The sequence below is a fragment of the Flavobacterium sp. Flavsp81 genome, assembly GCF_059491325.1.
This window is the reverse complement of sequence record NZ_CP168505.1, coordinates 4,636,593-4,649,965: the sequence shown is the minus strand read 5'-3', so window position 1 is coordinate 4,649,965 and position 13,373 is coordinate 4,636,593. Positions and strand designations below refer to the sequence as shown.

The 13,373-nt window shown below is 34.9% G+C and carries 11 protein-coding genes; 5 read left to right on the top strand and 6 right to left on the bottom strand.

The features are described 5' to 3' along the window. Nucleotides 1-268: 268 nt before the first annotated feature. Entirely contained in the window at nucleotides 269-1,741 is a 1,473-nt protein-coding gene (locus tag ACEN92_RS19540) for an MFS transporter (RefSeq protein ID WP_495639990.1), read from the bottom strand. A gap of 240 nt (nucleotides 1,742-1,981) precedes the next feature. Between ACEN92_RS19540 and ACEN92_RS19535 the strand changes: the two genes are divergently transcribed. Continuing rightward, complete coding sequence (locus ACEN92_RS19535) at nucleotides 1,982-2,428, top strand: DUF4890 domain-containing protein (RefSeq protein WP_495639989.1); 447 nt, start codon at nucleotides 1,982-1,984, stop codon at nucleotides 2,426-2,428. A 43-nt stretch (nucleotides 2,429-2,471) separates the two neighbouring features. Here the strand turns inward: ACEN92_RS19535 and ACEN92_RS19530 are convergent, their stop codons facing one another. The 5 genes from ACEN92_RS19530 to ACEN92_RS19510 form a co-directional block, all read right to left on the bottom strand. Beyond that, on the bottom strand, nucleotides 2,472-4,946 hold the full coding sequence (locus ACEN92_RS19530; RefSeq protein WP_495639988.1) for a zinc-dependent metalloprotease: 2,475 nt from the start codon (nucleotides 4,944-4,946) through the stop codon (nucleotides 2,472-2,474). Nucleotides 4,947-5,125: 179 nt separating this feature from the next. Continuing rightward, nucleotides 5,126-6,412: a glutamate-1-semialdehyde 2,1-aminomutase gene (gene hemL / locus ACEN92_RS19525; RefSeq protein ID WP_495639987.1), complete on the bottom strand. Its 1,287-nt coding sequence runs from the start codon at nucleotides 6,410-6,412 to the stop codon at nucleotides 5,126-5,128. A 63-nt stretch (nucleotides 6,413-6,475) separates the two neighbouring features. Then, nucleotides 6,476-7,351: a glucosaminidase domain-containing protein gene (locus ACEN92_RS19520; protein ID WP_495639986.1), complete on the bottom strand. Its 876-nt coding sequence runs from the start codon at nucleotides 7,349-7,351 to the stop codon at nucleotides 6,476-6,478. Then, entirely contained in the window at nucleotides 7,344-8,240 is an 897-nt protein-coding gene (locus tag ACEN92_RS19515) for a 1-aminocyclopropane-1-carboxylate deaminase/D-cysteine desulfhydrase (RefSeq protein ID WP_495639985.1), read from the bottom strand. Before ACEN92_RS19515 ends, ACEN92_RS19520 begins: the two co-directional genes overlap by 8 nt. A 3-nt stretch (nucleotides 8,241-8,243) precedes the next feature. Then, a complete protein-coding gene (locus tag ACEN92_RS19510; RefSeq protein WP_495639984.1) occupies nucleotides 8,244-8,585 on the bottom strand; it encodes a hypothetical protein in 342 nt (113 codons plus the stop codon). Between the two features lie 113 nt (nucleotides 8,586-8,698). Here ACEN92_RS19510 and ACEN92_RS19505 point away from each other — a divergent pair, with 113 nt between their 5' ends. The 4 genes from ACEN92_RS19505 (at nucleotide 8,699) to ilvA (ending at nucleotide 13,341) form a co-directional block, all read left to right on the top strand. Next, nucleotides 8,699-8,884 (top strand): C1orf53 family protein, encoded by a 186-nt coding sequence (locus tag ACEN92_RS19505; RefSeq protein WP_495639983.1) that lies wholly within the window; start codon nucleotides 8,699-8,701, stop codon nucleotides 8,882-8,884. A 234-nt stretch (nucleotides 8,885-9,118) separates the two neighbouring features. Continuing rightward, nucleotides 9,119-11,098, top strand: coding sequence for a urocanate hydratase (gene hutU, locus ACEN92_RS19500; RefSeq protein ID WP_495639982.1), 1,980 nt, complete (start codon nucleotides 9,119-9,121; stop codon nucleotides 11,096-11,098). 133 nt (nucleotides 11,099-11,231) lie between these two features. Beyond that, a complete protein-coding gene (locus ACEN92_RS19495; RefSeq protein ID WP_495639981.1) occupies nucleotides 11,232-11,768 on the top strand; it encodes a DUF4136 domain-containing protein in 537 nt (178 codons plus the stop codon). A 328-nt stretch (nucleotides 11,769-12,096) separates the two neighbouring features. Further along, the gene (ilvA, locus tag ACEN92_RS19490) at nucleotides 12,097-13,341 is read left to right on the top strand and encodes a threonine ammonia-lyase IlvA (protein WP_495639980.1); all 1,245 of its coding nucleotides are present in this window, start codon (nucleotides 12,097-12,099) and stop codon (nucleotides 13,339-13,341) included. Nucleotides 13,342-13,373: the final 32 nt, after the last annotated feature.

The window sequence follows — 13,373 nt, the reverse complement described above, 5'->3', positions numbered from 1 at the left end:
CTTATAATTATAAATCTGCCTTATCAATTTTAATTAAAAAATTGAGACGGTATTTCTTCGGGGGGTAAAATTAAATAAAAGAGGAACTAAGTAATACTACTTAAGTATATTTTTTTAAACACAATAAATGCTATTATGTTATAAATATCTGGTGAAATGCTAATTTACAATAATAAAAATCAAAAAACTTTATTCAACCGGACTATTTGTGCCAACTTATCATTACTTGTTTCCGTAAATTCATTTTCATACTTATCAGTTACTTAGTTTATTCTTTTCTATCTATATCCTGAGCGAACTCAGGTAATTTTTCCTTTGTCATTTTTACAATTACACGGTGCATCCAAATCAGGCAAACTATTGATAATATAAAAATAAAGAGCCATGAACTTGTCCAAAAACCGGTAAAAGCAAGCAGGTATCCAAAAACTATCGGGCCTGTAAATCCTCCTAAACCACCAATCATTCCGACCATTCCTCCTATTACCCCTACCTGATTTGGGAAATATTCAGGAATGTGTTTGTAAACTGCTGCCGAACCAATTCCCCAACAAGCACCAATTAAAATTACCAAAACCAAATAGATCCACATATTTGCCTCAAAATGAATTTGAGTAATTCCGTCAGCAATCAATTCTTTTTTCTGTACTTTTTGATTTTCGGCAATTACTACTTCCTGCCATGTCGTTTTAGATGGAAAAAATTTGCTGTACTCTACATTCGAATTTTTTTGATTTACGTGGTATTCTCTTTTCCCAATGACAACTTTTGATGGTGACACCTGAGTTACTGTTCCTGCATTCCCAGCCAATAAACCACTCCCTGAGGTAGTAATATTCATTTTGGGAAACAATAATAAAAAGCTCAATACCACTGAGGAACTTAAAACCCAATACATTACTTTTCTGGCTCCAAACTTGTCTGACAAAAATCCTCCAAAGGCACGGATAATACCCGCCGGCAAACTAAAACAAGTAGTAAACAAGCCTCCTAAAATTAAAGTCGTATGGTAAACATTCATAAAATTAGGCAACAGCCATTGAGAAAATGATACAAAAGAACCAAACAACAGAAAATAATAGGTTCCGAAACGCCATACCTGTACTTTTTTGAGCGGCTGTAAAAGTTCTTTAACCGATTTTGGTTTTCCGTCTATTTTTTTTGTTTTTGAAAAAAGAATAAAAACAACTCCCATCAACAACAAGGCAGCACCATAAATTACTGGTAAGTATTTCCAACCGTTTTCAGGATTCAATTCTGTAAAGTATTTTAACAAACTTGGTGCTATAAAAGGAGTAATTGAAGCCCCTGCAGTACCCATTCCGAAAATACCAAGTGCTCGTCCCTGCCATTCTTTCGGATACCAAAGTGATGTATAAGCTACACCAACGGCAAAACTTGTCCCTACCATTCCAAACAAAAAACTCAGGAAAGCAAACATCCAGAAATTAGCCGCAAACGGCAGTAAAAACAAAGGGATTGAAGCCAAAATAAGCAAACCGGAATAAACCATGCGGCCTCCAAATTTATCAGTTAAAATCCCCATAGGCAATCGCATGAGTGAACCGGTAAGTACCGGAATACCTAAAAGCCACCCTATTTGAACTACACTCCAATCAAAAATTTCCTGATCTACTAAAAAAGTAACCAAAACTCCATTTAAAGTCCAACACGCAAAACAAACTGCGAAGGCAAGTGTGTTTAAAAATAGTATCCTGTGTGATTGTGATAAATCGCTCATAAATTTTAAAATTTAATCTCGTATAAAGATAGATAGGTCCTGTGCCGTAAAACATGATATAAATCATTTTGTTTAAAAACTTTTAAAATGATTTATCAATTTACAAATTAGTTACTATACAGGCACTGGATAACAAATTGTTTGGCCATCAGATAAATAAATAATAAAATTTTGTTAAGCGATTAAACCCTTCGTTTGATTTATTGTCTTACATCCATATTAATCAAATAAAAACAAATCATGAAAAAATTATTTATTGCAGCATTATTATTCGTTGGAATAGCAAGCTTTGCACAAGATGCCGATATGGATCAAAAACCGCCTCGTGAACAAAGAGAACGATTAACTCCTGAACAACGAAACGAAAAACAACTGAAAAAATTAACTTCTGAGTTGACATTAAATGCAAAACAACAAGAACAGGTAAAACAATTGCTTGCGGAAAGAAGTGCCAAGTCTGAAAAATTAAGAGACGCCAGAAAAGAGCAAAGAGAAAGCGGTACCAAACTTACTGCTGATCAAAAAGAAGCTTTCAAAAAAGAAATGATGGCAGAAAAAGAAGCAAATGACGCCAAAATGAAAGGAATTTTAACTACCGACCAATACACCAAATGGAAAACAATTCAGGAGGAAAACAAAGACAAGGTCAGAGAAAAAATGAAAGAACGCAGAAGCGATAATAATTAGTAAATAAAAAGAGGCTTAAAAGCCTCTTTTTTTATGCAACACTCTATTTTGGATTAAGTATCAAATCTATTCTTTTGATACAATCTTCATAATGATATTTTGTTTCGGTATTTACAGCCATCGCTTTTGCTGCTGAAAGCGATTTTTTTAGTGTATTTAATTCACCACGAACTAAAGCTCTAAGATCTGACTGAGACACATTATAATAGGTTGTCGATTTATCTCCCGGCTTAATTTCTTCTGTCATCAAATATCCCATTCGATCGATATAAGCGCGTTGCAGGTTTCTTCTGTAAATGGTTACATTGGTCGCTGTATTTGCTTCTTTCCAAATCCCTTTACGTACATCTTTAAACAGATCTAAAGCTTTATACGTATCGGCTCCAAGTATTTCGTTATCCATTAATCTGCCAATACGTCCTAAACTCAGCAAACTGTTTAAATGTTTTACTTGCAGACTTCTAAATACTTCTGTATATCCTGAAAAATCTGTATTTTTTAAAGTATTTACATTTACAATCCATGTTGGAGAAGCGAAAGCATTAATCTGAAGCCAATTCATTGCTTCTGATTGTTTTGCTTTGGGAACTACTTCATAAACATTTCCAGGCTGATTTGGATTTTTAGTATTTTCATAAACACCTCCTACATTGGTCACTACATGTCCAACGTATCGGCTCCAGGCCTCTAATAATTCTTTATATAATTCATCTAAATCCTCATAATTATTACTGACATTACTCGTCCATTCACTTAAATGATTAGCTACATATTCCAGATTTTTAAGTCCGTATGAGCTTGCTTTCATAGAATTATTCCCAATATCTTCTGTTTGGGATGATGGATCAAAAGCACTGCTTTGTTTTCCAAATTTATAAATTGGGTTTCCTGCCTTTTCCAGAATCCATTTATCTAATATTAGCAATTCATCTTGTGCTGATTTCACATTTGGAATCACCCTGTAACCCCAATTTAATGCATAATGATCGTACGCACCCATTTTACGGATAAAACGAACATTTTTATCTCCTGGCTGTGCAATATAATTAAAACGGGCATAATCCATTATACTTGCTGAAATTCCGTTTTTTTGTGTAAATTCTCCATTTCTGTAGCTTTCTGTATCATAAGCACAGCTTGCCCCCATATTATGCGGAAAACCTAATGCATGACCTACTTCATGCGCAATTACCATTTGCATCATTTCGCCCATTTCTTCATCACTTGTCTGCAAAGTTCTTGCTGACGGATTTGATGCTCCGGTTTCTAACAGATATCTGTTTCTGTACGAACGCAAATGATTGTGATACCAGATTACATCACTTTCTATAATTTCTCCGGTTCTGGGATCCGAAACACTGGGTCCGACAGCATTTCTTGTTGTACTCGCTACGTAGCGAATTACAGAATACCGAATATCTTCCGGGCTAAAATCAGGGTCTTCCTTTGTTGTTGGGGCATCTTTTGCAATAATTGCATTTTTGAATCCTGCTGTTTCAAATGGTTTTTGCCATTCTTCAATTCCCTGTTTAATATATTTTTTCAATTTTTCAGGAGTCGCGGGATCTAAATAATATACAATTGGTTTTATTGGTTCAACCAGTTCACCTCTTGCATACGCTTCAGGATCTTTAGGCTCTAATCTCCAGCGTCGGATGTAAGTTTTAAGATCTGATTTTAATTCATTACTCCCATAATCATATTGGCTTACCGTAAACCATCCTACTCTTGGATCTGCTAATCGGGGCTTCATTGGAATTTCAGGCAATAAAATCATCGATTGATTCATTTGGACACTTATCGATTCGGTTTCTTCCAATATTGAAGGCTTTGAAGCATTATAAGTCATATCCTGAATAACCTCGATATTCATCGGAAAACTCTTCATTGCATTAATAAAACTTCTGGAATCATCCAGTCCTTTTACTTTATATATTTCCCGCATTTCTGTAGATATTCCGCTTATTGCTTTTACATCTGTACTATAAAATTTAGTTACATCAATAACCGTATTTGCGGAATCCTTACTAAAAGCAACAATATCAAAAGCAAATAATGTAGGCTCATAATTATTTGATTTAACCGAAATACTTATTGGCAAAGTATCATTTGCTACGGCATTATATGATTTTGATTTTATAAGAATCTTATCCTGAAAACGCTGCCAGACAATTAATTGTTCATTTGTTTCTGAACCTGCATTTACATATCCTCCACCCAAGTTAGAAGGCAGTTTAGACAATCTGCTTACCAAAAGCATGTCTTTATTTAAATATTTATTCGGAATCTCAAAATAATATTTTTTATCAACTTTATGGACTGTAAAAAGTCCATCATCAGAAACAGCATTTTTGGTAATTACTTTGCTGTATTCTTTAATTACAGATTCTGATTTTTTTTCAGGAAGAGCAACAGCAGTTTCGTCTTTTTTGGATTTTTCTTTTTTAGATTGTGCAAATTGGCTTATTGGAAACAGTAAAAAAACCGGTACTACAATGAAAATGTAAAATTTATTCATTTTATCAATTGGATTAATAGTAATTTGATAAACAAAAATAAATTTTGAGCCTAATTTTCAATGAAATATATTTTATTTAACTTTTAATTAACTATTAAAAATTAAATCCAATTCATATAAAAAAAGGCTCAACTTTAATTAAAAAGTTAAGCCACATGATTATTTTTCCCGTATTTAATTTAAAATGTCTTTGAAACCTTATCAATAGCATTAATTGTAAAATCTAAATCTTCGTATGTCAAGGCATCGGTAATAAACCAGGTTTCGTATGCTGATGGCGCAATATAAATGCCTTCCTGCAATAATCCGTGAAAGAATTTTTTGAAGGTTTCGTTATCTCCTTTTGCTGCAGTTTGAAAATCAACAACAGGATTTGCATCAAAATGAACAGAAATCATTGAACCTACTCTATTGATGGTAAACACCACATTATTTGCTTTAAGAACTTTGTCAATTCCTGCTTCTAAATAAGCTGTTTTTTCTTCTAAACGATCAAAAATAGCACGATCATTATTTAATGATTGCAGCATTGCTAATCCTGCAGCCATCGCCAACGGATTTCCTGATAAGGTTCCGGCCTGATAAACCGGTCCAAGCGGTGCTAAATAATTCATGATTTCTTCGCGGGCAGCAAAAGCACCAACCGGCAGTCCGCCGCCGATTACTTTTCCGAAAGTTACGATATCAGCATTGATATTAAACAATTCCTGAACGCCGCCTCGAGCTAAACGGAAACCTGTCATGACCTCATCAAAAATTAATAAAATTCCGTTTGCAGTACACAAATCCCTTAATCCTTGCAAAAAACCTTTTTGAGGTGGAATACAACCCATATTTCCGGCAACCGGCTCAATAATGATGGCTGCAATTTCGTTTTTATTGGCTTCGATTAAAGTCTTTACATTTTCCAGATCATTGTATTTTGCCAATAAAGTATCTTTTGCGGTTCCTTCGGTAACACCCGGACTATTTGGAGATCCGAAAGTTACTGCTCCACTCCCGGCCTGAATCAAAAATGAATCTGAATGTCCGTGGTAACAACCTGCAAATTTTATTATTTTATCTCTTTTCGTAAATCCGCGAGCCAGACGAATCGCACTCATACATGCTTCTGTTCCTGAATTTACAAATCTGATTTTATCGATATTTGGAACCATAGAAACAGCCAAAGCAGCGATTTGAGTTTCCAATTCCGTTGGCATTCCAAATGAAGTTCCTAATTTAGCTTTTTCAATCACAGCATCAACAACCGGCTGATAGGCGTGACCCAAAATCATTGGTCCCCATGAATTGATATAATCGATTAATTTATTTCCGTCTTCATCATACAAATAGGCTCCTTTGGCACTCTTTACAAAAATAGGAGTTCCTCCAACCGCTTTAAAAGCTCGTACTGGCGAATTTACTCCTCCCGGAATTACTTTTTCTGCTTCAGCAAAAAGCTGGCTACTTCTTTTATAGATCATTTTTGATTTAGATTTCTGAATTTAGATTTTAGATTATTTCAAATTGAAAACTGCGACTGAAAACTACTTAACTTTCAACTTCTGTCCAACTGAAAGATTATTATCTGAAAGGTTATTTTTTTGTTTTAAGTCATCAACCAATATGTTGAATTTTTTTGAAATCGAATATAAAGTGTCTCCTTTTTGAACTTCATATAAATTAGGATCGTTTGAACCGGAATTTGAAGACGAACTTCTGGTCGGAGCTGATTTATTAATTGCTGTATAGGTTTTCCCGGTAACCTGACAATCGTATTGATGCAGATTATAACGTTCTATATAACTGACTAATTTATCAGGATAGTTAGGATCAGTAGCATAGCCGCAAGCCCTTAACCCTTTTGCCCATGCCTTATAATCGTCTTTTTCATAAGTAAATAAAGCTGCATACCTGTTCTTTCCGACTAAAAATAAAGCATGGTCTCTGTATGATTCTGAAGCCTGAGTGTATTTTCTAAAACATTCCTGAGAAGAATCATCGTCATGACGAACACTTTCTCCCAGCCAGTCTTTGTGGCATTTTATTCCGAAATGATTGTTTGCTTCTATTGCTAAATCTCCTCTTCCGGCTCCGGATTCAAGAATTCCCTGCGCCAGAATAATACTTGCCGGAATACCGTATTTCTGCATATTACCTATTGCAATATCTTTGTATTGCAAAACATAATTGTTTATTAAATCACTGGTTACAACAGTCCTTGATGTGGATTGGATTACTTCGGTTGTATTATTTGAAGTGGGATTTTTAGCAATTGGCTTAGAATACGTCCCTTTTTTAGTCGTAGCTACTCTGGGTTTCTGAACCGCCGTTGCCTTTCTGGTTGTTGCAATTGCAGGTTTACCGGAAGAACAGCCTGCCAACGCTGCAATTATGAAAAGTATTACTATTTTTTTAAACATTCGTTTTTAGTATTGGTAATTTCTTCTGCTTCAATTTTAGATTCATTCCCTGGATTCCCTGCAATCCGCCTGTGTGAATGAGTAAAATTTTTGAATTTGCAGGAAAATAGTTTTTATGGATTAAGTCTATAACGCCAAAAACCATCTTTCCTGTATAAATTGGATCTAAAGGCACTTTATTTCCATCAAGAAAAGAATTAATAAATTCAATTAATTCTAAATTTATCTTGCCATATCCTCCAAAATGATAGTCAGAAATTAAATCCCAGTTATCTTTTTTTGCAAAAATACGAATTTCATCCTTTAAAAAGTCACCTTTTAATGCCGGAAACCCTAAAATTTTCTGATCCGGAAAAGCACTATTTATCAATCCGGAAATAGTTCCGCCCGTTCCTACAGCGCAGCAAACAAAATCAAAAACAGCATCTTCGGCAGTCAAAATTTCTTCGCAGCCTTTTACTGCCAACACATTTGTTCCGCCTTCGGGCACTAAATAAAAATCTCCAAACTTCTCTTTTAACTTTTCTAAAAAAGAAATTTCACTTTTAAGGCGATAATCCTCTCTGGAAACAAATTCAAATTTCATTCCATTTTTCTGAGCGAATTTTAAAGTTGGATTTTCTTCTGTCTTATCAAAAAGCTCTTCTCCCCGAATGATTCCGATTGTTTTAAAGCCCTGTTCTTTTCCGGCAAACGCCACAGCGGCAATATGATTCGAAAAAGCACCGCCAAAAGTCAATACAGTTTCTTTATTTTCGGCTTTTGCCTGAAGCAAATTATATTTTAGTTTTCTAAATTTATTTCCCGAAACAAACGGATGAATCAGATCTTCACGTTTTATTGTCAGAGAAATATCGTTAGGAAAATCGATATGAATTTGTTGGTTCAAAATCTATTTTTGTTTTAAAGTTAAATAGTTCCGGAATTGAAAAAAGGAACGATTTTTCAAATAATCATAATTGGTTTCATTTGAATATGCTTCTCTCTCAAAGCTAATATTCCGATACGCCAATGCTCCATTTTTATATTGAATCAAACGCACCAAATATTCTAAAAAATACCAGATAAAAAATGGAATTACCAACATTTCTAACTGCTGTCGCAAATGAATTTTTTCGTGATTCACAAAAGTCTTATCCACTTTATCAAAATCATATTTCATCAGAATGAAGGGAAATACAGCCATTCCACGATATCCATTCGGAATTAAATATTTAGCAACAATCAGAAACATTGGCTGTAAAATTTATAAATTTGTAGAAGCAAAATTGTTTTTTTTCATTAAAATCACAATCCAACACTATTGATTTGATTTAAAAAACATAAATATGCACAGAAATTACCATTATGAAAGAGCAAAGTAATGAAAATAAATTAACCGAAGGCGAAGATTTTTATTATACACCCGAAGGTTATAAATGTTTTACCGAAAAACACCATTTAAAACGTGGTTATTGCTGCAAAAGCGGCTGCCGTCATTGTCCGTACGGGTTCGATAAACGAACAGGTGAAATCAGGAAGCAATCTAATTAGAGAATGTGGCAATTTGATAATTAGACAATTTTTAAATCAGATTCGAAATAATCTAAATATTATATGGATATCCATTCAAGAAAATTCAGGATTAAAATCCACAAGTCTTATCACAGGTCGGATATCCGTTATCCTTAGTTCATTTTTTTAACAGAAAATAATCAGATGCGGATTTTCATTAAATAAAAAAGCCTTAGCATCTCAGAATCTTAGCAACTTAGTACCTTAAAAAAAATGACTTTCAAAGAACAAATACAACAAGGGATTCCAAATATATTACCTCCAAAGGCAGCATACGATTTAGCGATTAATCATGCGCCAAAACGAAAAGAAATTCTTTCTTCGGAAGAAAAAAAACTAGCTTTAAAAAACGCCTTACGTTACTTTGAGCCCAAACATCACGCCGAATTAATTCCGGAATTCTCTCAGGAATTAGAAACTTATGGTCGTATTTATATGTATCGCTTTCGTCCCGATTACAGAATGTACGCACGGCCAATTGACGAATATCCCGGAAAATCATTACAGGCAAAAGCGATAATGCACATGATTCAGAATAATCTGGATTATGCCGTTGCGCAACACCCGCATGAGTTGATTACATATGGCGGTAACGGAGCCGTTTTTCAGAACTGGGCACAGTATTTATTGACGATGCAGTATTTGTCTGAAATGACAGATGAGCAGACTTTAACTATGTATTCAGGACATCCGATGGGCTTATTTCCTTCTCATAAAGAAGCTCCAAGGGTTGTGGTTACGAATGGAATGGTGATTCCGAATTATTCGAAACCTGACGATTGGGAAAAAATGAATGCATTAGGTGTTTCGCAATACGGGCAAATGACAGCAGGTAGTTATATGTACATTGGTCCGCAGGGAATTGTACACGGAACAACGATTACCGTTTTGAATGGTTTTAGAAAAATAAAACAAAATCCTGAAGGCAGTTTGTTTGTGACTTCGGGTCTTGGCGGAATGTCAGGCGCTCAGCCAAAAGCCGGAAATATTGCAGGCTGTATCACAGTTTGTGCCGAGGTAAACCCTAAAATTACTAAAATTCGTCATGAGCAAAGCTGGATAAATGAAATCGTAACTTCGACCGAAGAATTGGTTAAGAGAGTAAATTCGGCGAAAGCCAACAAAGAAGTTGTTTCGATTGGGTATTTAGGAAATGTGGTTGATGTTTGGGAATGTTTTGACAGAGAAAATATCAAAATTGATTTAGGTTCAGACCAGACTTCACTTCATAATCCCTGGGCTGGTGGTTATTATCCGGTTGGAATTTCTTTTGAAGAAGCTAATGAAATGATGGCCAATAATCCTGATTTATTCAAAGAAAAAGTTCAGAAAACTTTACGCCGACATGCAGCTGCAATCAACAAACATACGGCAAAAGGAACTTACTTTTTCGATTATGGAAATGCCTTTTTATTAGAAGCTTCCCGTGCAGGCGCAGATGTAATGGACGAAAACGATATCGATTTTAAATATCCGAGTTACGTCCAGGATATTATGGGACCAATGTGCTTTGATTATGGTTTCGGACCATTTAGATGGGTTTGTACATCCGGGAAACCGGAAGATTTACAAAAAACCGATACTATTGCTTCTCAAATTTTGGAAGAAATGGCTAAAACAGCACCAAAAGAAATTCAGCAGCAAATACAGGATAACATCAAATGGATCAAAGGGGCACAAGAAAATAAATTGGTCGTAGGTTCTCAGGCCCGTATTTTATATGCTGATGCTGAAGGCCGAATTAAAATTGCTGAAGCATTTAATCAGGCGATTGCAAAAGGTGAAATTGGAACCATTGTTTTAGGACGTGATCATCATGACGTTTCGGGGACCGATTCTCCGTACAGGGAAACTTCAAATATCTATGACGGATCTCGTTTTACAGCCGACATGGCGATTCAAAACGTGATTGGCGACAGCTTTAGGGGTGCAACCTGGGTATCGATTCATAATGGCGGAGGAGTTGGATGGGGAGAGGTTATAAACGGCGGATTTGGTATGGTTCTTGATGGTTCTAAAGAGGCTTCAAAACGTTTAGCATCAATGCTTTTCTGGGATGTAAACAACGGAATTTCAAGACGGAGCTGGGCCAGAAATGACGAAGCTATTTTTGCCATAAAAAGAGCGATGGAAGTTCAGCCTTTGCTAAAAGTAACTTTACCTAATATTGTAGACGAAAGTCTGCTTAGTTAAGGTTCTAAAATAAGGTTTTAATAAGACTTAATGTCATCCTGAGCGAAGTCGAAGGCTAATAAACAAAATGGGAGTTGATTCTGTTCAGCCAGACGAACAACAAACATATTAAACAAAACATAAATTTTAAAATATGAAAACATTCAAATTAGTTCCGATTTTTTTGCTTTTAATACTAACTTCATGCAGTAGTGTCAGTGTTTATTCTGATTATGATAAAAACGTAGATTTTGCATCTTATAAGACTTATGCTTTTTTTAAGCCCGGAATTGATAAGGTCGAAATATCTGATTTGGATAAAAGACGTATTCTGCATGCAATAGATACTGAAATGCAGGCTAAAGGGTTTACCAAAAGCGAAAACCCTGATTTATTAGTAAATATTTTTACCAAATCGAGAGAGCAGGTAAATGTAAACCAATTTAGTGCCGGTTGGGGTTACGGTTGGGGATGGGGATGGAATCCTTATATGATGTACGGAGCGCAGCCTATGGTTTCTACTTCTACTGAAGGAACTTTATATATTGATCTGATTGATGCCAAAAAGAAAGAAATGATCTGGCAGGGTGAAGGAATTGGAAACCTGACTAAAAACGTTGATAAAAAAGATGAAAAAGTAGCCGAATTTGTAAGCAAAATTTTAGCGCAATATCCGCCGGTTAAAAAATAGTTCCGTATCAGTTTTCAGCTTTTTTATAAAACTTAAAATAGTTGTCGACTACTTCAAAAAATAATCAATACATTTGCTTTCAATCAACAACAAATGATAAACTTAAATAACAGCAGCATCGCAATTAGCATTATTGTAATTCAGCAATAATGGCGGGGTATTGTATAAATAAGTAAACAAATACAATTTATTAAACCTCCCAAATCGGGAGGTTTTTTTTATTTAATGAATAATTAAAAAACAGCCACGAATTAACACAAATTATTTTTTTGCTTTTAAATAAAAAAATTAGAGCAAATTTGTGTAATTCGTGGCAAAAACAAACATTATGAATCTATTTAACGAAGTAATTGCAGCAAGAAAGCAACTCGAAAATGTAGTTGCCGCTACTCCTCTCACACAAAACCTGAATCTTTCAGATGAATTCAAATCGACTATTTTATTAAAAAGAGAAGATTTACAAATTGTCCGTTCGTATAAAATCAGGGGAGCTTACAATAAAATCTCTTCGTTAACCGATGCTGAAAAAACAACAGAAATTGTATGTGCCAGCGCCGGAAATCATGCGCAGGGCGTAGCTTATTCCTGCAACTTGCTTCATATAAAAGGCAAAATTTATATGCCAAAAACAACTCCAAAGCAGAAAGTAAAACAAGTGCAATTATTCGGAAAATCATTTGTTGAAATTGTTCTTACGGGAGATACTTTTGATGATGCTTATGCCTCGGCTACCGCAGATGCTATAAAAAACCATAAAATTTTTATCCATCCTTTTGATGATTTAAAAGTCATTGCAGGCCAGGGAACTGTTGGATTAGAAATTTTGGACAGTTGCAAAGAACCTATAGATTATGTTTTTGTTCCGATTGGCGGTGGAGGACTCGCTTCCGGTTTATCTGAAGTTTTTAAACATTTAAGTCCGAATACGAAAATTATTGGTGTTGAGCCAAAAGGTGCTCCATCAATGAAAAATTCTATTCAGGAAAATAAAAATACAGCACTAAAAACCATTGATAAATTTGTTGACGGAGCCGCCGTAAAACAAGTTGGCGATATGACTTTTGAAATCTGCCGGGAAAATCTTGATGATATTATTTTAGTTCCCGAAGGAAAAGTCTGTACCACGATTTTGAGATTATACAATGAAGAAGCCATGGTTGTAGAGCCCGCCGGAGCTTTGACAATTGCAGCTTTAGATTTTTATAAAGACAAAATAAAAGGTAAAACCGTAGTCTGTGTTGTGAGCGGAAGTAATAACGATATTGAAAGAACTGCCGAAATAAAAGAACGCTCCTTGCTTTACGAAGGATTAATGCATTATTTTATGATTCAGTTTCCACAGCGCCCCGGTGCTTTAAAAGAATTCGTTAATAATATTTTAGGGCCGGATGACGACATCACTTATTTTCAATTTGCAAAGAAAACCAGTCGTGAAATGGGTTCAGTTGTTGTGGGATTAGAATTAAAGAACAAAAAAGACATTCTTGCCATTAAAATGAATATGACAAAAAATGGTTTTGAATTTCAATATCTGAATGATAATCAGGATTTGTTTACGCAGTTGATTGGCTAAAACAAATTCTGTTTTTTTGTTTTTAACTTTGA